Source organism: Corynebacterium sp. HMSC058E07 (genome assembly GCF_001809885.1).
GTDB lineage: Bacteria > Actinomycetota > Actinomycetes > Mycobacteriales > Mycobacteriaceae > Corynebacterium > Corynebacterium macclintockiae.
Genome location: NZ_KV799275.1, coordinates 105,570 through 129,607, shown reverse-complemented (window position 1 = coordinate 129,607; position 24,038 = coordinate 105,570). Strand labels below are relative to the sequence as shown.

Below are 24,038 nucleotides of genomic sequence, written 5' to 3'. Positions count from 1 at the left end.
AATTATTTCGCGTCTAGCTGCGCGGCGAGGGTACCCAGCAGTTCGTTCCAGGAGTTTACGAACTTCTCCACTCCCTCGTTTTCCAGCACAGTCCATACCTCGGCTAGGTTCACCCCGGCCTCGTCCAGCGCGGCGAACACTGCGCGGGCGGAATCGGTCGTGCCGGATAGGGTATCGCCGCGGACCTCGCCGTGATCGATCGTGGCGTCCAGCGTGTTCTCTGGCATCGTGTTGACCGTGTGCGGCCCGGCCAATTCGGTGACGTACAGGGTGTCTGGGTACTCGGGGTTCTTTACTGAGGTGGACGCCCACAGCGGACGCTGCACCGGCGCTCCCTTCTCAGCCAGCGCATTCCAGGCGGGGTTATTAAGCAGGGTGTCCTCGAAAGCAGCGTAGGCCAGCTGCGCGTTGGCCACGCCCGCCTTGCCCTTGAGTGCCAGGGCTGCGTCGGTGCCGATCTCATCGAGGCGCTTGTCGATTTCGGTGTCTACGCGGGAGACAAAGAAGCTGGCCACGGAGTGGATCTTCGTCAGGTTCTTCCCCGCGTCTGCCGCCCGGGACATGCCCTCGATGAAGGCCTCCATCACCTGAATGTACCGGGAGACGGAGAAGATGAGGGTGACGTTGACGCTGATGCCTTCGGCCAGCACATCGGTAATGGCAGGCAGGCACTCCTCGGTCGCGGGGATCTTAATCATCAGGTTCTCGCGTCCGACCTTGGCGGCCAGTTCGCGAGCCTGAATGACGGTCGCCTCGCGCTCTTTGGCCAGGCGCGGATCGACTTCCAGGGACACCCGGCCGTCCACGCCGTTGGTGCGCTCGTAGATGGGGAGGAACACATCGCACGCTTCCGCGACGTCGTCGGCCGCCATCTCAAACACGGCGGTATCGGCATGGGTGTCTGCGGCGGCGAGCTGCTGAAGCTGCTCATCGTAGGCCGTGCCCTGGGACATAGCATTGGCGAAGATTGCGGGGTTGGTGGTCACGCCGACCACACCCTTATTCTCAATGACCTCGGCGAGGTTGCCGGAGCGTAGGCGATCCCGGGAGAGATCGTCCAGCCACACGGAGGTGCCGGCGTTGGCGAGCGCGTCGATGTTGGCGGGGGTGCTCATGGTAAAAGAATCAGTCCTAGTTACTGGGTTACTGGTTGGCGGCAATGGAGTCGTGAGCTGCGGCGACGACGGCCTCGGCGGTGATGCCGAACTCGCGGTAGAGGGTCTGGTAATCGGCGGACGCACCGTAGTGCTCCAGGGAAACGGTGCGACCGTTCAGGCCGACGAAGCGGTGCCACGGCATCGAGATTCCGGCTTCGACGGAGACACGGGCGGTCACGGAGCTAGGCAGCACCTGCTCCTGGTACTCGGCATCCTGCTCGAGGAACCACTCCATGACCGGCATGGAAACCACGCGGGTGCCCACGCCCTGGTTCTCCAGCTCCTTGGCGGCCTCGACAGCCAGCTGAACCTCGGAACCGGTGGCCAACAGGATGACCTCCGGGGTTTCGGTGGATTCCTCGACCAGCACGTAGGCACCGCGAGCCACGCCTTCGGCAGCCTTGTCCTTCGTGCCTTCCAGAACCGGGACGTTCTGGCGGGTCAGGATCAGTGCCTTGGGCGACTCTTCAGCCTTGATCGCAGCAACCCAGCCGGCAGCGGTCTCGTTGGCATCCGCCGGGCGGATGACAGCCAGGTGGGGGATTGCGCGAAGGGAGGCCAGGTGCTCGACGGGCTGGTGGGTCGGGCCGTCCTCGCCCAGGCCGATCGAGTCGTGGGTCCAGACGTGGTAGACGTCGGTCTTCATCAACGCGCCCAGGCGCACCGCACCGCGGGCGTAGTCGGAGAACTGCAGGAAGGTCGCGCCGTACGGGCGGGTGGGACCGTGCAGGGCCATGCCGTTCAGGATGGCGACCATGCCGTGCTCGCGAATACCGAAGTGCAGGTTTCGGCCGCCCGGCTCGGTCGTGAAGCTACGGGTGGTGATGGCCTCTGGGCCGAAGCTCGGCTCGCCCTTGATGATCGTATTGGTAGAGCCAGCCAGGTCGGCGGAGCCACCCCACAGTTCCGGCAGAGTCTTGCCCAGGGCCTGCAGGGTAGCCTCGGAGGCCTTGCGGGTGGCCAGGGACTCGCCAGCGTCCCAGCTGGGAACCTCCGCGGCGAAGTCCTCCGGGAGCTCGCGGGAGTACAGGCGGTCAAACAGGGCTTTGTTCTCCGGGTTGTTCTCCGCCCAGGCGTCAAAAAGAACCTGCCACTGCTTGTGCGCCTCCGCGCCGCGCTCGACCAGACCGCGGGTGTGGGCGATTACGTTGTCCTCTACCGGGAACGGCTCGTCGGGGAAGTCCAGCGCCTGTTTGATGCCGGTGATTTCCTCTGCGCCCAGGGCAGCGCCGTGGGATGCGCCGGTGTCCATCTTCGTCGGTGCGGGGTAGGCGATCACGCTGCTGAGGCGGATGAAAGTCGGACGGGAGGTCTCGGCCTTGGCACGCTCGACGGCGTCCAGAATGCCCTCGACGTCCTCACCGGTGACCTCCAGGATCTGCCAGCCGTACGAGGCGTAGCGGGCCACGACGTCCTCGGTGAAGGCGATCTGGGTCTTGTCTTCGATGGAAATGCCGTTGTCGTCCCAGAAGACAATGAGGTTACCCAGCTGCTGGGTACCGGCCAGCGACGAAGCCTCAGAGGTTACGCCCTCCTGCACGTCGCCGTCGGAAGCAATGACGTAGATGAAGTGGTCAAACGGGGACTCGCCGGCGGGGGTCTCAGGGTCGAACAGCGCGCGCTCACGGCGGGAAGCCATAGCCATACCCACCGCGGAAGCCAGACCCTGGCCAAGCGGACCGGTCGTAATCTCCACACCGTCGGTGTGGTGCACCTCCGGGTGGCCCGGGGTCTTGGAGCCCCAGGTGCGCAGGGCCTGCAGATCTTCGAGCTCCAGCCCGAAGCCACCCAGGTAAAGCTGGATGTACTGGGTCAGGGAAGAGTGACCGGCCGAGAGAACAAAGCGATCCCTACCTACCCAGTGCACATCCTTCGGGTCGTGGCGCAGGACGCGCTGGTAGAGGGTGTAAGCCAGGGGAGCGAGGCTCATCGCCGTGCCCGGGTGGCCGGAGCCGCACTTTTCCACGGCATCCGCGGCCAGCACGCGAGCCAGGTCGACCGCGCGCGTGTCGGTCTCCGTCCAGTCCGCCGGGTAGTTGCGCACGGTAAGTGCCTGCTGTTCTGGGGAGAGAGTCACTGTCAGTTGCCCTTTCTTCATCAAGCTCAATTCCTCATACATACTAGTGGTCGCGACAGCTTGCCGTGGCCAGTGGGCGCAGAGAATCGTTTCTAATTCTGTAAGAAAGTTTTTTCTCCCTGCTGGGAACTTAAGAGGAACCTCAGCCGACTACATGTAGATGGGCGTGTGCCGGTCGGGTTTCGGCCTGCGCTGCACGCTCGGGTAGCGTAAGACGCGATACAGATAGACTGCAGTGTGCACTGCATTTTCCGAGAAGTTGGAGGCGAGGCAGCCGGTGAAGACGTTCGCTGAGACGGCCAAGGCATACATAGCATTGACCAAACCCCGGGTCATCGAGCTGTTGCTGGTGGCCACGATCCCTGCGATGTTGCAGGCAGCGCGCGGCGAAGTGAACTTCGGTCTGATCCTGTTGACCCTCATCGGCGGCTGGATGGGTGCTGGCGCGGCCAACACGTTCAATAACGTGGTCGACCACGACATCGACCAGCTGATGCGCCGTACTCGCCGCCGTCCGACCGCTCGCCAAACCGTGTCGGTCAACGAGGCCCGCGTTTTCGCCTGGGTGTTGCTGATCGCCTCGGTGCTGTGGTTGGGCTTTTTGTGCCACTCGTGGCTGGCCGCTGGGTTTATCGTTCTGACGAACTGGTTCTACGTGTACGTGTACACGAAGTGGCTGAAGCGCCGTACCTGGCAGAACGTCATTTGGGGTGGCGCTGCGGGCTGCATGCCGGTGGTTGTCGGCTGGGCCGTCATCACGGATAACAACGGCGGTGCCTTTGGCGCGGGGTGGTCTTCGTGGGCTCAGGCGCTGATTCTGTTCATGGTTATTTTCTTTTGGACGCCGCCGCATACCTGGGCTTTGGGAATGCGTTACCGCGAGGACTATGAGGCCGCGGGCGTGCCCATGATGCCCGTCGTCAAGCCGCCTCTGGAGGTCACGCGCCAGATCCTGGCCTACACCTGGGCGACCGTGATCACTTCGCTGCTGCTGGTTCCCGCCGCTAGCTGGATCTACCTGGCAGCGGCTGTGCTGTCCGGCGCCTGGTTCATTATCAAGGCGCATCTGCTGCACCGTGGCGTGAAAAACGGCACCCCGGTCAAGCCGATGCAGCTGTTCTTCCTGTCGAACAACTACCTGTCGCTACTGTTCGTGGCTCTGTCCGTTGATGCCGTGCTGGGCTGGCAGACGCTCGCCGAGGCTGTGCTCGGCTAGCATAGCGACCTAGCATCGCGACCTAGGATCACGGCTAAGATCACCAAGCCGCCCTGAGCCAATTGCGCTCGGCGAGGTTGAATACGGCTTCGCACTGTTTCTTCGTGAGCCCGGAATCGAGCTCCGCATGGGTTTGCCCGGGTCGACGACTGATACCGACAATCGCCCAACCGTTATTGTTCAGACCATCCGCGACAGCAGTTTCCGCCGATGAGGCCATATTAAAACGGGTGCGATACCAGTCGGGCTTGCGCTTCATCTCAAACTCAAAGGAGTGCATCTGCCGGAACGAGCCATCAGGGTAAAGCACGTGGAGAGGCGCCCGATAGTAGTAATAGAACGTTGAGCCTGAAGATTCGCTTTCTCGCCTTGCGGTGCGGCAATGATAGACCTGTCCAACCAGCGCCGGGTAGTAGTCGATCCAGCCATTCTTCCAGGCGGTGACGATTCGCCTGCGTCGTGCTAGGGCTCTGGAGATCGAGTAGACCGCGACAACGACGAAGACCATTCCAACGATGAAAAAGACCGTATCCGTAAGACGGAGACTGTCGGCCGTTGCATCCCCACGGCGAAGTTTGCTGAGAATCAGCATGAGGCCAATAGCAGCGAAGACGGCACCGAAGAGTCCAACGACCAGGAAGATAATCAGGCTACCCGGCAGGTCCCGAGCGTAAGGCCGCGGACCCGCTGCCTTTATTGCTTCAAAGGCCCCACTGCTATCCCGCATCGGGTTGGGGGTGGAAAAGTAGCGTTCGCCCCGTTCAGGCACCAGTGGAGTATCGACCCCCGAGTTGAACTTCAGTGTGGTGCGCGGCATGCGCGTCGGCTGAGTCATGGTTCGACCCCTCGTCGCTGTCAGCTAGACAATAACCCTGGACTCTGTATATTAGCCGTCTTTGGCGTTCACAGCCTCGTGGCGCTGACTATCGCCGGTGGTGGTGCCCGTGTGACTGGCGTTGCCACCGCTGTAGCGGGACTTCAGCGCCCACAGGAATCCGGTGGCGGCGGTAGTGAGGCCGGAGCCGATGACGTGCAACGGAACGGACCAGCGGGGCACCCCGAGCCAGAACTGCATGATGCCGATGGCAGCCTGCAGGATGATCGCGCCGATCACCCAGTAAGCGGCGGTTTTTATGCGATGCTCCAGGTTCAGAGCGAACACGCCCGCCAGCAGGCCAATGGTAAGGCCCAGGTACAGGTACATGAAGCCCGCGTGGACGTGTGCCATGTCGATCAGCGGAACCTGCAGGCGGTGTTCCGGCAGGATGGCCTCGTCGCCGGCGTGGGGGCCTGCGCCAGTCACCAGGGTGCCGGTAATCAGGACGATTGCCAGGCTCAGCGCGGATCCGTCGGTGAGGATGCGCAGGGGGCGTGGCATCAAGGGTTGCATCTCGCCATCGTCGGGTTCACCGATGCGCACCACCAGCTTCGCCGCCAGGAATACCAGCAGCATACTGGGCAGGAAGTGCAGTGCAACGGTCCACCACATCAGGTCCATGTGCACGGTGATGCCACCTAGTACTGCCTGCACGATGATGCCGATGCCCTGGATGAAGGCCAGGTGCAGGATAGGGGTGCGGCGTGCGGCGCGCACCACGGAGATGAAGCACACGAGCGCTGCAATGCAAACCACAAAGGTCAGCGTTCGGTTGCCGAACTCGATGATCTGGTGCACCCACGGGGCCGATCCGGCGACGGGGAACAGCGAACCCGGCTGGCATTGTGGCCAGGTAGAGCAACCCAAGCCAGATCCCGTCACGCGCACGAGTGCGCCCGTGAAAGTGATGCCGGTCTGGCAGGCCAAAAGGATGATGGCAAAGAGCCTTTGGCGATGAATCGTCGGCGCGGTCACGGGGCGGGGAAAACCGTACTTGCGGTCGGCCGCATACACGAATGCGTACAGTTTCAGCAGCGCCTTCACGAAGGGATTCGATTCCTCCGTGGCGCGTTGTTTCATAGTCTCAACCACGTCTTCCAGACTAATGGAAGCCCATGTCGCGGGACTAATTGCCGCTAGTCACTGTCCATGGTGAAGCGGAAGAGCTGCAACGCGGCCGCGGCTCCCACGATCGCCCATGCCAGCAGGCTCAGCCACGCAACCCAGCTCACGCCCCCAGCAGTCACTGCCGTGTGGAACGCCTCGGTCAGTGCCACGGAGGGAACTGCCAGTAGCCAGGAGTGCACGTCCTCGCCCGCAGGGGTGGTCATCGTGGCGTAGACTGCGGCACCCAATAGGACGAACCAGATGGTGTTGCCCAAGGCCAGTACCATCTCTGAACTGAGGGTTCCGCCCAGCAGCAGCCCCAAGCTAGTGAACGCCGCCACCCCGAGTACAGCCGTCAACACAGCGGCTGGCAAACCCGCCAGCTCCGGCTGCCACCCCAGCAGCACAGAGGCTATGGAAAGCACCAGTACCTGCAGCAACACCACGATGCAGACGGCGACCACCTTGCCGCCGATCAACGCCCACGTCGGCACGCCAGCCGCGCCAATACGTTTTAAAGCCCCGTAGCGGCGGTCGAAGGCCACCGCGATGGCCTGGCCCGTGAATCCGGCACCCATCAGAGCAATCGCCAAAGCCATGGGAAACACCCTGGTCACAGAGTGGGATGCGTCATCGCCTGGAATCAGCGTCAAACCAATCAACAGTCCCAGCGGAATGACCATAGAGAGCAACTGCTGCTCGCCGTGGCGCAGAAACAGCAGCGATTCGATCTTGGCTTGCGCCTTGACGATATCCGCGGACTTCGCCTGGGCGGGTGCGGGGGCAAAGAAGCCCGGCTCGAAGCGACTCGTGGTGCTCATGAGCGGATGTCCTTTCCGGTGATAGAGAGGAAGACGTCCTCTAGGGACTGACGGTTGGCTTCCAGCTGGCGAATCATGACGTTGAGGTCGGCGAAAGCCGCGGTCACCGCTGCGATCAGCGCGGGGTTCAGCTCGTCGGCTTCCACCTTGAAGTGGCGGGGGCGCAGCTCTTCCACGTTCACCTGCGCCGCCGTGTGCTGGGCGATCGCAGTGGCGACGTCGGGGAGTGGGGCGTCCATATCTACCTGCACCGACAGCCACGCGGCGCGCGAGTGTGGGCTACGGCGAGACGTCATCTCTTCCGTCGTACCGGATGCGACGATGCGCCCCGAATCGATGATGACCACCTGGTCGGCCAGCGCTTCGGCCTCATCCATCAGGTGCGTGGTCAGCACCACCGCCACGCCATCGCGTTTCAGCGACGCCACGAGGTCCCACACAGCCAGGCGCGATTGCGCGTCGAGGCCCGCGGTCGGTTCGTCCAGGAACACCAGCTCGGGGCGGCCGACCAGCGCGCAGGCCAGACTCAGGCGCTGCTGCTGCCCGCCCGACAAGCGGCGATACGGCGTTTTCTCGTGCCCATCCAAGCCGACGGTCTTCAGCAACCAGTCCGGGTCCAGAGGATTTTTTGAGTACGACGCCACCAGCCGCATCATCTCGCCCACGCGGATTCCGGGATACGCGCCGCCACCTTGCAGCATCACGCCGATGCGGCTGCGGACCTCGTCCGATGCGACCGCCGGATCCTTGCCGAAGACTCGAATGGTTCCTTCGGTGGGGCGGAGGAAGCCTTCGCACATTTCCACCGTGGTGGTCTTACCTGCACCGTTGGGCCCAATGAGCGCAAGGACCTGCCCCGCTGCCAGGTCGAAACTCAAGCCGTCCACTGCGCGACGGTCACCGAAGGTCTTAACTACGTCCCGGAGCTCGAGGACCGGCGAGGTACTGGCCAGCGGAGATTCAGGCTTTTTGGTCATGATTGGTCAGTCTAGTCCTGTCGGAGTTCTTTACGTAGCGCCGCCACTGTTCATCCGCGTCGGTGGCACGGAGTGTCAGACCTTCGGCCAGGTCAGCGTTCAGGTTGGCGATCCATTTCAATGTCACTACTGCCAGTAGGAAGAAAACTACGCTCATGGCGTAGATGTAGATCACGGTCGAGGTCGGCAGGGACAATCCGCGGGGCAGGATGAAGAAGCTGAATACGACCGAGTAGCCCACGGCGATCAGGTGGAAGGTTCGCCGGTTCGCCCAGGCGGCGAGGGGGATGATCGCCCACAGCAAGTACCAGGGGTGCACGACGGGGAAGAAGAACACCAGGATCAGGGTCGACACTCCGAGCCCGCCCACGGGGTGGATGCGCCCGCGGAAAGATGCCCACAGCATGCGCACTACCCACAGCGCGCCGACAACAAGCCCGATGGCGCGGAAAACAACCAGTGCTGAATCGGTGTGATCGCCCAGGCCCAAGACGGCGCCCAGCGCTCCGGAGGCCAATCCTAGGGAGGTGGTGATGGACATCCAGGAGACGATCTCCGCTGCCCCGCCTTGGGAGGTGATCCAGCCGAACCCCACGCCTGTCAACAGGGACATCGCCACCGCGGTAACGCTAGCAACGGCGATACAGACGGCGGCCGCGCTGCACAGGTCGACGATGCGGGCGCCGAACCAGCGCGCTAGAGCCGCACCTGCGAAACCCAGGCCGACCAGTGCCGTGACCTTCACCAGCCCAGCCATAGTGATCAATCCGAGCCCGGCGATGATGAGTATCCACCGACTAGTCAGCGGGCGATCCTCCATGTCCACGCCGCGCAGAACTAGCTCCATGCCAGCGAGGAGCAGACCAATGAGAGCGGCCTCGTTGTGGATACCGCCCACCAGGTGCAGGATCGCCAGCGGGTTGAGAATCCCCAGCCACAGTGCCGCTCCACTGGAAACGCCACAGCGGCGGGCCAAGCGCACCAGAGCCCAGCCACACAGAGCCAAACCTACGATAGAGACCAGCCGGTGCATGACGATCCCCAGGATGATGGAGTTGCCCGTCAGAATCGAGATGACCTCTCCGTACCCGAGCGCGACCGGACCGTAGGGAGAAGGGGAGTGCGCCCACATCAGCGGCACGGAACGCGCCAGGGGATCGTCAATCCCCAAGAGGTCTACCGGACCGCCACTGTAAGGATCCCAGCCACGAGCGGCGATCGCCCCCTGAGCCAAATAAGAGTAGATGTCTTGAGTGAACAAAGGCGGGGTGACCATCAGCGGAGTGACCCACACCAGGAAGGTACGCCAATAAGTGCGCACGGGGATGGGGTGGTTAGGCCGAGCGGGCACAGCTACCGCAAAGCGGAACAGCAGCAACCAGCCGTACACCAGAAAGCCGATGCCGACAAACACAAGCACGGTGGTGGAGTGCAGCATCCGCGCCAAAGTGCTTACGCCCGGGAAACCCCAGTAGGGATTGTGGATGACGGGGAAAGCTCCGGCGCCCAGGCCACCGACCGTGATGAGGATGCTGCCCAGCGCCCCCAGGAACACTGCGACATAGAGGCGCATGGCCAGCGCGCGGTTCAGGGGTTTCAGCTCCAACGCGCTTTCGGGCGTGCTGTCGCCGTCGGAATCGGAGTGCAACTGCGCCGACCGGGACCCAGCCAACCCCAATTGGGGTAGTTGTTCCTGAAACCTCCGCCACGGCCGCGACAGTGGGTGGCCCCGCGGGGCGTCCGAAATGGGGAGATTCATAGAAGCAGATGATACCGAAGATGTTGCCGTGTTCTTCTTTAACCAGGCCGTGACCGGCGCCACACAGCAGGTTAAGGAACTAGTCAGGCTTACCTTAGTGGACAAGCGGGAACAATTACGACACACTTTTGTTGTCTAATCATGTAGGCACATTCCTAAGTAGCGCTGGCACACACGAAGTCCAAGAGAAGGAGGTAAGCGTGGCTCGGACAACTGCGGGGCAGGAAACCGCCCCAACCCCAGAGCCCGACACGCGGCACCGCATTCTTTTGCACGTGCTGCGCCACGGTCCGGTGAGCGCATCGGACATCAGCGAGGAGTTTGGTCTGAGTGCCGCGGGAGTTCGGCGGCACCTGGACAACATCGTCTCCGATGGCCTCGCCGAGGTCGAGGAGGCCCCTCGCTCCGGGCAGCGTGGACGGCCCGCCAAACTTTTCCGCCTCACTGACGCGGGGCGGGCAAAGTTTGGACATGATTACGACAACCTAGCCTTGCTAGCTCTGCGCGCCCTCCGCTCTGCGGGTGGGGAATCAGCGGTGGAAGATTTCGCCGCCCAGCGCGTGCAGGATCTATTGGAGGACGTTCCCGAATCCGATTCCGACGTGGCTGCCAAGGCCAAGGCCATTGCCGACGCACTGTCTGACAGGGGTTATGCTGCCACTGTCGATCCAGCTGGCGGTGGCGTTCAGATTTGCCGTCATCACTGCCCAATCCAAGATGTCGCTCACGAGTTCCCTGAACTGTGCGCGGCGGAGCACCGGGTGGTTGCAGAACTGCTGGGGCAACACACTCAACCGCTGGCAACCATTGCCGATGGCAACGGTGTCTGCACCACCTTCATTCCGCTTCAGACCATTGACCCTTCCCCCAAGAAGGAAAGTTAAACCATGACTCAAGCTGCACAAACACCTGAAACTAAACCACAGACTGACGAAGAGATCATCGATTCCATCGGCGCCTACGGATATGGCTGGCACGATTCCGATGCCGCCGGTGCTTCCGCCCGCCGCGGACTTAACGAGGATGTAGTGCGCGACATTTCGGCGAAGAAGAACGAGCCGGAATGGATGCTTAAGCGCCGCCTGAAGGCTCTGGAAATCTTCGACAAGAAGCCGCTGCCTACCTGGGGCGCGGACTTGAGCGATATCGATTTCGACAACATTAAGTACTTCGTCCGTTCCACCGAGAAGCAGGCCCAGACGTGGGATGACCTGCCGGAGGACATTAAGAACACTTACGACAAGCTGGGTATCCCGGAGGCCGAGAAGCAGCGTCTGGTCGCCGGTGTGGCCGCGCAGTACGAGTCCGAGGTGGTCTACCACCAGATCCGCGAGGATCTGGAGAAGCAGGGCGTTATCTTCGTCGATACCGATACTGGCCTGCGCGAATACCCCGAGCTCTTCGAGGAGTACTTCGGCAGCGTCATCCCGGCTGGCGACAACAAGTTCTCCGCGCTGAATACGGCAGTATGGTCCGGCGGTTCCTTCATTTACGTGCCGAAGGGCGTGCACGTGGATATTCCACTGCAGGCTTATTTCCGCATTAACACCGAGAACATGGGCCAATTCGAGCGCACCCTGATCATCGTCGACGAAGACGCCTACGTTCACTACGTCGAGGGTTGTACCGCCCCGATTTACAAGACTGACTCTCTGCACTCCGCCGTGGTGGAGATCATCGTGAAGAAGGGCGGCCGCTGCCGCTACACCACGATCCAGAACTGGTCGAACAACGTGTACAACCTGGTCACCAAGCGCACAAAGTGCGAAGAGGGCGGCACCATGGAGTGGGTCGACGGCAACATCGGCTCGAAGGTGACCATGAAGTACCCGGCCGTGTGGATGACCGGCCCGCACGCCAAGGGCGAGGTTCTCTCCGTGGCTTTCGCGGGCGAGGGTCAGTTCCAGGACACGGGCGCGAAGATGGTGCACATGGCGCCGTACACGAGCTCCAACATTGTCTCTAAGTCCGTCGCCCGCGGCGGTGGTCGCGCTGCCTACCGTGGCCTGGTGCAGATCAACAAGGACGCTCACCACTCGGCTTCCAACGTCGAATGTGATGCGCTGCTGGTCGACTCGATTTCGCGTTCGGATACCTACCCGTACAACGATATTCGTAACGACCACGTGACGTTGGGCCATGAGGCAACCGTTTCCCAGGTCTCCGAGGATCAGCTGTTCTACCTGATGTCCCGTGGCATCGAGGAGGACGAGGCCATGGCGATGATCGTCCGCGGTTTCGTGGAGCCAATCGCCAAGGAGCTGCCCATGGAGTACGCCCTGGAGCTCAACCGTCTTATCGAACTGCAGATGGAAGGATCGGTGGGTTAAACCAAATGACGACCCCACTCAACGAAACCGAAGCGACGATCACCCCGGTGAAGGCTGGTACGGAACACCAGACGAAGGGCGACCGCTTCACCTCTTTCTCGGCTGCGGATTTCTCTATTCCGCACGGTAAGGACGAGGACTGGCGCTTCACTCCGCTGCGCGAGCTGCGCGGCCTGCATGATGGCTCGGCCGTTGCTGGCAAGCCCGCCGCTATCGCGGTTGGTGTTGCGGAGGATGACGCCCCCAGCGTGGCCATCGAGAAGCTCCAATCTGGCGATGAGCGCCTGGGGCGCGCGGGCGCGCCCGTGGATCGTGCGGCGGCGCAGGCCTGGGAGAACACGGAGCAGGCCGACTATGTGCGCATCTCCAAGGACGCGGCATTGAAGTCCCCGGTCACCGTCACCATCGACGGCCCCGGCGAGGACGAAGTCTCCTACGGCACCCTGGTCATCGAGCTGGAGGCACACGCCGAGGCTGTGGTGTTCGTCCGCTACGAGGGTTCGGGCGCGCACTCCGACAACGTGGAGTTCGTTGTCGGTGACGGTGCGAAGCTAACCACCGTGGTCTTCGAGGATTGGAACGAGGACGCAGTTCACCTGTCGAACTCGCACATCCAGGTCGGTCGCGACGCAATCGTGCGTCACTACTACGCAGCCTTCGGTGGCCACGTCGTACGCTCCGTACCGCACGTGCGCTACACCGATACCGGCGGAGACGCGGAACTGCTGGGACTGTACTTCGCGGACGCGAACCAGTATTTCGAGCAGCGACTGCTAGTGGATCACTCCATCCGCAACTGCCGCTCTAACGTTTTGTACAAGGGTGCCCTGCAGGGTGAGCCGGAGAAGGGCAAGGATGCTCGTGTGGCTCGCACCGCCTGGATCGGCGACGTGCTGATCCGCCCGGAAGCTACGGGTACCGATACCTACGAAAAGAACAACAACCTGCTGCTGACTTCGGGTGCCCGCGCGGATGCCGTGCCGAACCTGGAGATCCAGACCGGCGAGATCGTTGGCGCCGGCCACGCTGCAACCGTTGGGCGCTTCGACGACGAGCACATGTTCTACCTGCAGTCCCGTGGCATCGATCCGGCCAGCGCAAAGATGCTGATCGTCCGCGGTTTCTTCACCGACGTGATCAAGCGCATCCCGGAGGAGTCGATCCGCGAACTGCTGGAGGACAAGGTCGAGGCCGAGCTGCAGCACACGGTTCTTTAAATTCATTTACCCCGTCAAACACCCAAAGAAAGCTTTTTACACACCATGAGCACTCTGGAAATCAAGAACCTGCACGCGCAGGTCGTCCCCGCTGATGAGAACGAGGATCCGAAGCCGATCCTGCACGGCGTCAACCTGACCATCAACTCCGGCGAGACCCACGCCATCATGGGGCCGAACGGCTCCGGCAAGTCCACCCTGTCCTATGCCATTGCCGGCCACCCGCGCTACGAAATTACCGAGGGCGAGGTGCTGCTGGACGGCGAGAACCTGCTGGACATGGAAGTCGACGAGCGCGCCCGCGCAGGGCTGTTCCTGGCTATGCAATACCCGACCGAGGTGCCGGGCGTATCCATGGCCAACTTCCTGCGTTCCTCCGCCACCGCTGTCCGCGGTGAGGCTCCGAAGATCCGCGAGTGGGTCAAGGAAGCCCGCGCGGCCATGGAGGAGCTATCCATCGACCCGTCGTTCTCCGAGCGCTCCATTAACGAGGGCTTTTCCGGCGGCGAGAAGAAGCGCCACGAGATCCTGCAGCTGGGTCTGCTTAAGCCCAAGTTCGCCATCCTGGACGAGACCGACTCCGGCCTGGACGTCGACGCTTTGCGCGTCGTCTCCGAAGGCATTAACCGCTACAAGGAGCGCGAGAACGGCGGCGTGCTGATGATCACGCACTACCAGCGCATCCTGAATTACGTCAAGCCCGAACACGTCCACGTGTTCGCCAAGGGCCGCATCGTAGAATCCGGCGGCCCAGAGCTGGCACAACAGCTGGAGTCCGAGGGCTACGAGAAGTTCGTCTAGAGCTTCCGGCCACCCATCCTCAGCGCCCGCAACATCCCCAAACCCTCGCCGGCCGGTGACGGCCGGGCAGAAAGTGTGAACTTGTGAGTTCAAGCAATTCCCTGGATACCGCGAAGGTCCGCAGCGACTTCCCGATCCTTTCGCGCACAGTACGCGAGGGGAAGAAGTTGGTGTACCTGGATTCCGGTGCCACCGCTCAGCGCCCGGTGCAAGTTCTGGACGCGGAACGGGAGTTCCTCACTACCCACAACGCACCCGTGCACCGCGGTGCCTACGAGATTGCGGAGGAAGCCACGGATGCCTACGAATCCGCGCGCGAAGCCATCGCCGACTTCGTGGGTGCCGATGACCGGGAAATCGCGTTCACCAAGAACGCAACGGAGGCTCTCAACGAGGTTGCCTACATCCTCGGCGATAAGCGAGCGGGGGAGCTGCAGGTCACTGAAGGCGACGAGATCGTAGTCTCCGAACTGGAACACCACGCGAACCTGGTGCCCTGGCAGGAGCTTGCGCAGCGCACCGGCGCCACGCTGAAGTGGTACTCCGCCACCGAGGATGGTCGCATCGACCTGGACAGTCTGGAGCTTTCCGAGCGTACCAAAGTCGTGGCGCTGACCCACCAGTCGAATGTCACCGGTGCGGTTCTGGACGTGCCGGAGGCGGTCCGCCGGGCTCGCGCCGTCGGCGCACTGTTCGTCCTGGATGCGTGCCAGTCCGTGCCGCACATGTCCGTGGATTTCCACCAGCTAGATGTAGACTTCGCGGCATTTTCAGGCCACAAGATGCTGGGGCCTAATGGCGTCGGCGTCCTCTACGGCAAAGCCCAGCACATGGACCAGCTACCGCCTTTCCTGACAGGTGGATCAATGGTGGAGAAGGTGACGATGGAAGGCACCACCTTCACCGAAGCCCCGCAGCGTTTCGAGGCAGGCACACAGATGACCTCGCAGGTAGTGGGACTCGGTGCGGCCGTGAACTACCTGAACGACCTCGGTATGGATAAAGTTGCCGCGCACGAGGCCGAACTGACGGCCTACGCGCTACAGCAGCTGCAAACGATTGAGGGGCTGCGCATCATCGGTCCCACAGACGCACAGGGTCGTGGCAGCGCGGTCAGCTTCGTCGTGGAGGGGATTCACCCGCACGACCTGGGACAGGTCATCGACGACCAGGGTGTGTGCATCCGCGTCGGCCACCACTGTGCGTGGCCGGTGCACACCTGCATGAACGTGCAGGCCACGGCCCGGGCCAGCTTCTATATTTACAATGACCTCTCGGACGTTGATGCGCTGGTTGCGGCCATCCGCACAGCGCAGGAATTCTTCGGTACCGCGTAGAGGATTTAAGTTAAAGGCGATATGAAACTAGAGCAGATGTACCAGGAAGTGATCCTGGACCACTACAAGCATCCCCAGCACGCGGGGCTGCGCGAGCCTTTCGAGGCCGAGGTACACCACGTGAACACCTCCTGCGGCGACGAGCTGACGCTGCGCCTGCACCTCAGCGCGGACAAGCAGACCGTGGAGGATATCTCCTACGACGCGGTGGGCTGCTCCATCAGCCAGGCTTCCACGTCTGTGATGGCCGAGGAGCTGGTGGGCCGCCCGGTCGAGGAGGCCTTCGCCAAGCTCGCTGAGTTCGAGCGCATGGTGACCTCCCGCGGCAAGATCGAGGGCGACGACGAGATCATCGGCGATGGTATTGCCTTCGCGGGTGTGTCCAAGTACCCGGCTCGCGTGAAGTGCGCTCTGCTGGGCTGGAAGGCGTTCGAGGCCGCCGCTACCGAGGCAGGGGCAACGCCCGCCGACAACGGCACCGACATCGGCACCGACACTACAAGCGACATTACAAACGACACAGACTAGCCACCTCACAGACCAGGCAGATCAAGGAGCCCACCATGACTGAAAACGCAGAACCCACCACCCCGGAGATGGATCCCTCACCACTGGACAAGGCCCCGGAGGGGCCCGCCGAGCGCAGCCCCGAAGACATGGCCATCGCGGGCAAGGTCGAAGAGAACCTGCTGGACGTCATCGACCCGGAACTGGGCATCAACGTCATCGACCTGGGGCTGGTTTACGACATCTGGATCGAGGACAAGACCGCGGTGCTGAACATGACCCTGACCTCCCCGGCGTGCCCGCTGCAGGACGTGCTGGAGGATCAGGCACGCGACGCGGTGATCAACAACGTCGACGAGGTCACCGACCTACAGATCAACTGGGTGTGGTCCCCGGCCTGGGGCCCGCACATGATCAACGAGGAAGGCCGCGAGCAGCTGCGCTTCCTGGGCTTCACTGTTTAGGCTTCACTGTGTAGGCTTCGCCGTCTGGGCTTCACCGTCTAGCCCACACCGCCCGCATCACCTGCCAGGGGCGCCGGAAGAGCGGCTGCAGGAACTCGTGGCTCAGTCCCGTGCCCTCCCGAAGTGCCCACATGGTGCGCGCCACGGCCAGGCCATCCCGGCCGCTTAGGTAGGCCAACTGCCGCTCGGTATCCAGGGCAAAGAAATGGCCGAAGAAATCCTGCAGCGTGGCTCCGTCGGCCCGCGCGATCAGCTCTCCACCGACCTGCCGCAGCACATATGCCAGGTTCCCACCCAGCCGCCGCCCGTCCAGGACATCGTCGGCGGCCTCCAGCGCATGCCCCAGCGAGTAACCCGTCGCGGGATTGATAAACCCCGCCGCGGCGCCAAACTTTCTTTCTTTATGACGCCGCCTCGTTCCCATCGGAATCGAAACCTGTTCTTCGCGGCTCACACTCTCCGGATCTAGCCCCATCCGCGCTATCCGTTCCGCCAACCGATTCCGCAGAACGTCCAACACCTTCTGCTGCTCGACCGGATCGGCGGGGCAGTGGGTGGCAAGGATCGTCTCCTCATAGAGCCATCCCTCGCTTGTGCGCTGGATATAGCAGAAGCTCGGCGCAGCGTGTTGATCTTGAGCTTCCGCGTCTGTCCAATCCATAAAGACCGGCTGGGGGCGTGGGGCGTCACGATCAGAAAAGAACCACCCGACGGCCAGCTGCCACAGTGCGGCGTCGGTGCGCGGGGCGCCGGTGCAGTCAACGGCCGGGTGACCGTCGGGCACGTACTCGGCGACCACACGCACATCGCTCTCGCGTAGCGCCTTGACCACGGCGGCCTGATCCAACATGCGGTACTCGAAGCCGAGGGTGCGACGCGTTGTGGGAAGCCCGGCGACAACTTCCAAGGGGGCAGGCGGGGTGAACAACGCATCAGCCCACGCGGGAATCTGCGTGGAGAACACACCATAGGTGCCCGGAAAGGGGGTAGCTCGGTTGAGATCCACCGCAGGGTCGTAGGCAACGACGGAGTAGCCGCGCTGAGCTGCGCGGATGGCTAGCAAAGCACCGGCCGGCCCCAGGCCTTTGAGGTGTAAGGTCTGGGGCACGGCAGGGGACTCCTTCGAGGCATCGATTGTGGTGCAGATTACGCTTGCTACCCCCGAATTTACATGACTGTATTTTGCTCATTGCTTTCTAAGACTGAGTAGCTACCTAAATAGACAAGCTAAGGGTATAAGTCTTTCCTAATCACAGGAGAGCAGGAACAAGCTTAGGGACAACTTGAAGGTTCGGGGGAAAGCCACAGCCATATGTAACGCAAACGCTGCAGGTCGCGATCCTAGTTTCTAACATAAACATTGTCCTGCTTGGTAGGAACATACCAACAAGGCGGGGCGATGATGAATGGGGGGAACGCGGGGACCCGTCGACGACCAGACAGGCCAGCGACTCGACTTGGGGGTTCGAGCACCGCTGCGCCGGTGCATAAGGGGTGGGGCAGGTTGTCGACGGGGATGCTGATAGGCTTCTAGCTTGTGATTGTTACTAATGACCTCGAGGTTCGGGTGGGGGCCCGGACCCTGCTGAACGCCCCCGGGCAACACCTGCGAGTCCAACCCGGCGACCGTATCGGCCTGGTCGGGCGTAACGGCGCGGGGAAGACCACCACCATGCGCATCCTGGCCGGCGAAGGCGAGCCCTACGGTGGCACCGTCACCCGCAGCGGCGAGATGGGATACCTACCGCAGGATTCCAAGGAAGGCGATATCGAGCAGACCGCCCGCGACCGCGTGTTGTCTGCCCGTGGCTTGGATCGGATTCGCAGCTCCATGGAGCGTCAGCAGGAAATCATGGAGACCAGCGACAACCCCGGCCAGCGGGACGCCGCAATCCTGAAGTACAGCCGCCTGGAGGAAAAATACCACTCCCTGGGCGGCTACGAGGCCGACAGCGAGGCCGCGCAGATCTGCGACTCGCTGGGGTTGCCGGAACGCGTGCTAGATCAGCAGCTGAAGACCCTCTCGGGTGGTCAGCGTCGACGCGTGGAGCTGGCACAGATCCTCTTCGCCGCCACCGCCGGATCCGGCCGCTCCCAGACCACTTTGCTGCTGGACGAGCCGACTAACCACCTGGACGCGGACTCCATCACCTGGCTGCGTGGCTTTTTGGCCAAGCACGAGGGCGGGCTGATCATGATCAGCCACGACGTGGAGCTGCTGGACGACGTGTGCAACAAGATCTGGTTCCTCGACGCTGTACGTGGCGAGGCCGACGTCTACAACATGGGCTGGACCAAGTACAAGGACGCCCGAGCCACCGACGAGGCGCGCCGTCGCCGCGAGAAAGCAAATGCCGAGAAGAAGGCCAGCGCCCTGAGGCAGCAGGCCGAGAAGCTGGGAGCAAAGGCCACCAAGGCGAAGGCCGCCAAGCAGATGGCCGCCCGCGCAGAGAAGATGCTGGGCAACCTCGACGAGGTGCGGGTCGAAGACCGCGTGGCCAACATCAGCTTCCCGGAGCCCGCACCGTGTGGCAAGACCCCCATGAACGCCAAGGGACTGACGAAGATGTACGGCTCCCTGGAGGTCTTCGCCGGGGTGGATCTGGCCATCGACAAGGGCTCGCGCGTGGTCGTGCTCGGCTTCAACGGCGCCGGAAAGACCACGCTGCTGAAGCTGCTGGCCGGGGTGGAACGCACCGACGGCGAGGGCGGCATCGTCACCGGCCACGGTTTGAAAGTCGGTTACTTCGCGCAGGAGCACGACACGATCGACCCGGACAAGTCCGTCTGGGAAAACGCCATCGAGGCCTGTCCCGACGCCGGCGAACAGGACCTGCGCGGCCTGCTGGGCGCATTCATGTTCTCCGGCGAGCAGTTGGAGCAGCCTGCCGGCACGCTATCCGGCGGTGAAAAGACCCGCCTAGCATTGGCGACCCTCGTCAGCTCCCGCGCCAATGTGCTGCTGCTGGACGAGCCAACCAACAACCTGGATCCGCAGTCCCGCGAACAGGTCCTCGACGCACTGCGCACCTACACCGGCGCCGTTGTGCTGGTCACCCACGACCCAGGCGCGGTCAAGGCTCTGGAGCCCGAGCGCGTAATCGTGCTGCCCGACGGGGTGGAGGACCTGTGGAGCGACGAGTACATGGAGATCGTCGAGCTAGCCTGACCGGTAGTCCTAGCCCACCAGCCCTAGCGAGCTGCGGGAGTACTCCACGAAGCGCCGCAGCAGCGAGTTCGCCGCCGCCGTATCTTGTCCCTCGAAGCGGGCGTAGGTTTCCGCGATCTCTTTAGGGTCGCAGTAGCCCTCGTCCTCGTAGAAGCTCAGGCGCCGGGTGATGCCCGCTGCGTCCATCTCGGGGTGGAATTGGCTGGTCCAGAAGTTCTCGCGATAGCGGTAAATCTGCACGGGGCAGGTCTCGCCGGTGGCCAGCAGCGTGGCTTCCTCCGGCACGCGCACCACCGAGTCCTTGTGCCCTGTCAGTGCGGTGAATCGGTCGGGGAGCGCGCCCGTGATGGGGTCGATGCGTCCGGCGTCAGTTAGAGAAACCTCGCTGGTGCCCGCCGATTCCGAGTACGTGCTGTTGACCTCGCCGTCCAGGTAGTGCGCCAGCATGGAGGTGCCGTAGCAGGTGGAGAAGATGCCGAAGCGCTGCCTTTCGGTCTCGACCTGGATGAAGTCGACCAGCTTTTGCGAGATTTCCTCCTGCCACTCCGCGTCGACCGGGCGGGTGATGGTAAACGGCGAGCCGCCGATGAATACGCCCTCCACGCCATCGAAACTGCCGAGGTCCGCCCCCGGGTTATCCAGGGGGCGCTGCTCCAGCTCGGCGGGGGTGAGGCCGCTGTAGCTGAGGAAGTCGGCGTATTCCGCGGCGAGCACCTCGGCTCCGCTGCGGGGGCATAGCAGTACGAAAGTCACATTCGTTACTGTAACAGACCGCTTGGTCTATTTCCTATTTTTTTGACGCCCCCGCGTGCCAACTTTCCCAACACTTCCTTCGCGCTGTCGATCTTCTTCTGCTCGAATCCCCGCACCCCGTCCGCGGCGCCCGCCAGCTCAGCCAACTGTGCCACCTGCTCGGGCGTGCGCAGTTGCCGGGCTTGGCGCAGAATCTCTGCGCGGTAGGTGCGCACCAACTCGCGCTCCAGCTTGCGCACCTCCGCGTAGCCGAACACGTCCAGGCGCGTACCGCGCAGGCGCTTGGCCTTCGCCAGCGCGCCCAGTACCGGGCGCATCCGGGGACCCAGCCCGATCTTCCGGTTCAGCCCCAGAGCCCGCAGCAGCGGCGGCTGGAACTGCACGGTAACCTGCGCATCTCCCTGTGCCTCGGCGAAGCCGGGGTCGAGGGCCAGGCGGGCGACCTCGTACTCGTCCTTGTAGGCCGACAGCTTGTGCAGCCCGGTGGCGAAGCTCCGGGTGAGCTCAGCCGGCCCATCAGGGTTCACCCGGCGCTCGTGGGCGTACACCGCGCGCACGTCGGTCAGATAGCTCTCGGCATCCTGGTCGGAGCCCCAGCGCCCCATCTCGTCAAAGAACACCGCAACCTCGTCCACCAGGCTCGGCTCCAGCACCTTTTCGATGCGCGCCCGGGTGTGGGACTGTGGCTCAACCTCCATGTACTGGGCATAGTCGGGCTCCACACCCAGCAGCTCGATGATTGCCTCCGGTCGGCTGACCAGCTGACGGCCACGACGGAAGGCCTGGATGTTCGCCCCCGCCTTCTTGCCATTGATCCGCAGCGCCTTTTCAATGGATTCCGGGGTGACTGGCAGGGCACCGGCCTGCACCGCCGCACCCACCAGCAGCAGGATCTGGAAGGTCGATTCGCCGAAGAGCTTGCTGGATACGCGGATGGCATCCGTGATAATCGCGCGGCGCGCAGCCTGCCCCAGCGCACCTGCGATCTGCACGCCGTCCGGGCGGGTCGCGGTGACGTCCGTGCACATCTGCCCGGTGGGAGTCGCGGAGTTCGAAAGCACCGCAGTCGTGCGCTGTGCGTTCAGCACCGAGGTGCTGGGATCCTCCGCGCCGGTCACGCCGTCCAGCGCGATCAACAAATCTGCGCCGCCCTGTGGAACGGTTCCCGTGTGCTGGCCAATCTTCTTAGAAATCCGCAGGTCGGAGACCACAGACCCACCCTTCTGCGCCAGTCCCGTCATGTCCGTGCCGCGCACCGCAAGTCCGTCCAGGTGCGCGGCGGTGGCGATCACCGCTGAGGCAGTCATCACGCCCGTGCCGCCGACACCCGAGATGCGTATGTTCCACGGGCGCGCGCCGTCGAGGTCGCAGGCGGGGGCGGGGTCAAGCATGTCGGCGTCAATATCCGGCAAACGGCGTACCTCGTCGGTCGCAACAACGGTCGTGAACGCCGGGCAGTCACCGGACAGGCACGAACGGTCGACGTTGCAGCTTGTCTGGTCGACGCGCGTTTTGCGGCCGAACTGGGTGTCTACGGGCTGCAGCGACAGGCAGCCGGACTTTTCGCCGCAGTCGCCGCACCCCTCGCAGATGCGCTCGTTAATGACGATCTTCTCGGCCGGACGGGCGCGCTTCTTGCGGTTGCGCGCGCGGCGCTTCTCGGCGGCGCACTCCTGGTCGTGAATCAGCACGGAGATTCCCTCCATGCCTTCCAGTTCCTTTTGCACCTGCGCCAACTCCTCGCGCGGGCGCACCTGCACGCCTGACTTTGCCAGCGCCTTGCGGGTACGGCGCACATCGTCGCTGGTCACGACGATCCTGGCTGGGTTCTCGGCCCGCACCATGTCGACCAGTCCCGCCAGGCTCGGCTGCCCGACAGGATCCTGGCCACCGGTCATCGCCACCGTGCCGTTGTGCAGTAGCTTCAGGGTCGCATTTACTTTGGACGCCACCATCGCCCGCAGAGCCAAGGATCCCGAATGCAGGAATGTTCCGTCGCCCATGTTCTGCACGAAGTGCTCTTCAGTGACAAAGCGGTGCATGCCGATCCAGTGGGCACCTTCGCCGCCCATCTGCGCGGTGCCCATCACCTTGCCCACGCGCTTGTCGTCCATCATCATCACCATGGCGTGGCAGCCGATTCCCGCCCCGACCAGCGTGTCCTCGTCCGCACGGGTCGATAGGTTGTGCGGGCAGCCGGAGCAGAAGTGGGGAACGCGGTTCGGCACGGCCAGGGGAAGGGAGATGCGCGTCGGGCCGGTTTCCAGCCCTGCAACCTCGATTCCCTCGGCGCGCAGCAGCCGCGGCAGCTGCTTGAGGGGATCATTGACGTGCTCGATGCACGGGCGAACCGGCAGGTCGTACAGGCATGCTCGCACGGATTCCACGAGGTGGGTACCCAGTTCCTCGGCCACGACCAGCACATCGAGGCCAGCGCAGAAGCTCTCGAGCTCCTGCGGATCCAGTGGGTAGGTCATCGCCAGCTGCAAAATTCGCACCTGCGCGTCGCCCACGACCTCCGCTACTTCCAGGGACGTATTGCCGGCGCAGATCACGCCCACCCGGTCGCCTTCTTGGGCGTGCCACCAGCGGTTGAGCTGGTGTTCGCGGGAGTACTCCAGGGCGCGCTCCAGGCGCTCGCCGACGCGTGTGTCATCCAAGTCCAGTAGTCGCTTGCCCAGCAGGCGCGCCTCGGGCACGTGCTTCCCGCCGCGCTCCACACCGCGCGGGGTCGTTGCCTCCCGGATGGCCTCCAGGTCAACGCTGGCCGAGCCGTCGGCGACGGGCGTGGTAATCCGCAGCGCGGTCCACAGCCCGCTGTAACGCGACATCCATGCGGCGTGCGCGCCAAGGCGCAGGATATCTCCCGCATCCACCGGAACCAGCGTGGGTAGCCCGAGGTCAGCCAGAATGCGCCCCGATGCCGAGGGAATAGTGGAGGACTTCGCCGTCGGATCGTCGCCCACGAAGGCCACCGCGCCTCCCGTTCCGCTGGTGCCGGTCATGTTGGCGTGGCGAAACGCATCCGCTGCGCGATCCAGACCCGGTGCCTTGCCGTACCAGTAGCCGACCACGCCGTCGACTCCTTCTTTTGCCGTCGCTCGGTCAGTCATCTGCGAACCTGCGACGGCAGTGACGCCTAACTCTTCATTGACGGCAGGGAAGTGCTGGACATCAAATTCCTCCAGCAGCGATCCCCGGCGTCCCAGTTCTAGGTCGTATCCACCCAGGGGAGAGCCCTCGTACCCGGACACGAAGCTGGAGGTTTTCAGGCCCATCGCCCGATCCGCTTCCGCGCGATCCAGTACCACGCGAACCAGCGCTTGGATGCCTGTCAGGTGAACGTTCCCGGACTTCTCCCGGTAGCGCGACTGGGTGTAGTCGGGGAGGCCCTGTTCGGTGGGAGTCGTAGTGGGGATGAAGGTGGAGGTCATCGCTGCTCATCCTTTCGTCTATTCCGTCAATGTGT

At 63.2% G+C, this 24,038-nt stretch carries 19 protein-coding genes; 9 read left to right on the top strand and 10 right to left on the bottom strand.

Annotation, left to right across the window (positions count from 1 at the left end):
• Positions 1–2 precede the first annotated feature (2 nt).
• Positions 3–1,115 (bottom strand): transaldolase, encoded by a 1,113-nt coding sequence (gene tal / locus HMPREF2678_RS06010; protein WP_070551371.1) that lies wholly within the window; start codon positions 1,113–1,115, stop codon positions 3–5.
• Positions 1,116–1,143: 28 nt separating this feature from the next.
• Positions 1,144–3,234: a transketolase gene (tkt, locus tag HMPREF2678_RS06005; protein ID WP_070551369.1), complete on the bottom strand. Its 2,091-nt coding sequence runs from the start codon at positions 3,232–3,234 to the stop codon at positions 1,144–1,146.
• A 277-nt stretch (positions 3,235–3,511) separates the two neighbouring features.
• On the opposite strand from tkt, the gene HMPREF2678_RS06000 reads away from it, so the two are divergent.
• Entirely contained in the window at positions 3,512–4,450 is a 939-nt protein-coding gene (locus HMPREF2678_RS06000; RefSeq protein WP_034968298.1) for a heme o synthase, read from the top strand.
• 40 nt (positions 4,451–4,490) lie between these two features.
• On the opposite strand, the gene HMPREF2678_RS05995 is transcribed toward HMPREF2678_RS06000, so the two are convergent.
• Genes HMPREF2678_RS05995 through mptB form a run of 5 tightly spaced genes read right to left on the bottom strand, consistent with a single transcriptional unit; the run spans position 4,491 to position 9,991 of the window.
• Complete coding sequence (locus HMPREF2678_RS05995; protein WP_035001874.1) at positions 4,491–5,285, bottom strand: hypothetical protein; 795 nt, start codon at positions 5,283–5,285, stop codon at positions 4,491–4,493.
• A 51-nt stretch (positions 5,286–5,336) separates the two neighbouring features.
• Complete coding sequence (locus HMPREF2678_RS05990) at positions 5,337–6,407, bottom strand: COX15/CtaA family protein (protein WP_034974401.1); 1,071 nt, start codon at positions 6,405–6,407, stop codon at positions 5,337–5,339.
• A 56-nt stretch (positions 6,408–6,463) separates the two neighbouring features.
• Positions 6,464–7,255, bottom strand: coding sequence for an ABC transporter permease (locus HMPREF2678_RS05985; RefSeq protein ID WP_034967954.1), 792 nt, complete (start codon positions 7,253–7,255; stop codon positions 6,464–6,466).
• Positions 7,252–8,232: an ABC transporter ATP-binding protein gene (locus HMPREF2678_RS05980; protein ID WP_034967949.1), complete on the bottom strand. Its 981-nt coding sequence runs from the start codon at positions 8,230–8,232 to the stop codon at positions 7,252–7,254. Before HMPREF2678_RS05980 ends, HMPREF2678_RS05985 begins: the two co-directional genes overlap by 4 nt.
• On the bottom strand, positions 8,216–9,991 hold the full coding sequence (gene mptB, locus HMPREF2678_RS05975) for a polyprenol phosphomannose-dependent alpha 1,6 mannosyltransferase MptB (protein WP_168163090.1): 1,776 nt from the start codon (positions 9,989–9,991) through the stop codon (positions 8,216–8,218). The genes HMPREF2678_RS05980 and mptB overlap by 17 nt, the downstream gene beginning before the upstream one ends.
• A 200-nt stretch (positions 9,992–10,191) precedes the next feature.
• On the opposite strand from mptB, the gene HMPREF2678_RS05970 reads away from it, so the two are divergent.
• The 7 genes from HMPREF2678_RS05970 (at position 10,192) to HMPREF2678_RS05940 (ending at position 16,647) form a co-directional block, all read left to right on the top strand.
• Entirely contained in the window at positions 10,192–10,875 is a 684-nt protein-coding gene (locus HMPREF2678_RS05970; protein ID WP_034967946.1) for a helix-turn-helix transcriptional regulator, read from the top strand.
• Between the two features lie 3 nt (positions 10,876–10,878).
• The gene (gene sufB, locus HMPREF2678_RS05965; RefSeq protein ID WP_034967943.1) at positions 10,879–12,321 is read left to right on the top strand and encodes a Fe-S cluster assembly protein SufB; all 1,443 of its coding nucleotides are present in this window, start codon (positions 10,879–10,881) and stop codon (positions 12,319–12,321) included.
• A 5-nt stretch (positions 12,322–12,326) separates the two neighbouring features.
• The gene (gene sufD / locus HMPREF2678_RS05960; protein ID WP_035001877.1) at positions 12,327–13,538 is read left to right on the top strand and encodes a Fe-S cluster assembly protein SufD; all 1,212 of its coding nucleotides are present in this window, start codon (positions 12,327–12,329) and stop codon (positions 13,536–13,538) included.
• A gap of 45 nt (positions 13,539–13,583) precedes the next feature.
• Positions 13,584–14,339 carry a Fe-S cluster assembly ATPase SufC gene (gene sufC, locus HMPREF2678_RS05955; RefSeq protein ID WP_034967936.1) on the top strand — a complete coding sequence of 252 codons (756 nt, stop codon included), beginning with the start codon at positions 13,584–13,586 and terminating at the stop codon, positions 14,337–14,339.
• A gap of 83 nt (positions 14,340–14,422) precedes the next feature.
• The gene (locus HMPREF2678_RS05950; RefSeq protein ID WP_034967933.1) at positions 14,423–15,676 is read left to right on the top strand and encodes a cysteine desulfurase; all 1,254 of its coding nucleotides are present in this window, start codon (positions 14,423–14,425) and stop codon (positions 15,674–15,676) included.
• Positions 15,677–15,697: 21 nt separating this feature from the next.
• A complete protein-coding gene (gene sufU, locus HMPREF2678_RS05945) occupies positions 15,698–16,204 on the top strand; it encodes a Fe-S cluster assembly sulfur transfer protein SufU (protein ID WP_034967931.1) in 507 nt (168 codons plus the stop codon).
• Between the two features lie 35 nt (positions 16,205–16,239).
• Positions 16,240–16,647 carry a metal-sulfur cluster assembly factor gene (locus HMPREF2678_RS05940; protein WP_034967927.1) on the top strand — a complete coding sequence of 136 codons (408 nt, stop codon included), beginning with the start codon at positions 16,240–16,242 and terminating at the stop codon, positions 16,645–16,647.
• A gap of 31 nt (positions 16,648–16,678) precedes the next feature.
• On the opposite strand, the gene HMPREF2678_RS05935 is transcribed toward HMPREF2678_RS05940, so the two are convergent.
• Positions 16,679–17,755, bottom strand: coding sequence for a lycopene cyclase family protein (locus HMPREF2678_RS05935; protein ID WP_035001881.1), 1,077 nt, complete (start codon positions 17,753–17,755; stop codon positions 16,679–16,681).
• Between the two features lie 429 nt (positions 17,756–18,184).
• Here HMPREF2678_RS05935 and HMPREF2678_RS05930 point away from each other — a divergent pair, with 429 nt between their 5' ends.
• A complete protein-coding gene (locus tag HMPREF2678_RS05930; protein ID WP_034981947.1) occupies positions 18,185–19,816 on the top strand; it encodes an ABC-F family ATP-binding cassette domain-containing protein in 1,632 nt (543 codons plus the stop codon).
• Positions 19,817–19,825: 9 nt separating this feature from the next.
• Here HMPREF2678_RS05930 and HMPREF2678_RS05925 read toward each other — a convergent pair whose 3' ends face one another.
• On the bottom strand, positions 19,826–20,569 hold the full coding sequence (locus HMPREF2678_RS05925; RefSeq protein ID WP_035001884.1) for a glutamine amidotransferase: 744 nt from the start codon (positions 20,567–20,569) through the stop codon (positions 19,826–19,828).
• Positions 20,570–20,574: 5 nt separating this feature from the next.
• Positions 20,575–24,003, bottom strand: coding sequence for a DUF6537 domain-containing protein (locus HMPREF2678_RS05920; RefSeq protein WP_070551367.1), 3,429 nt, complete (start codon positions 24,001–24,003; stop codon positions 20,575–20,577).
• Positions 24,004–24,038 lie beyond the last annotated feature (35 nt).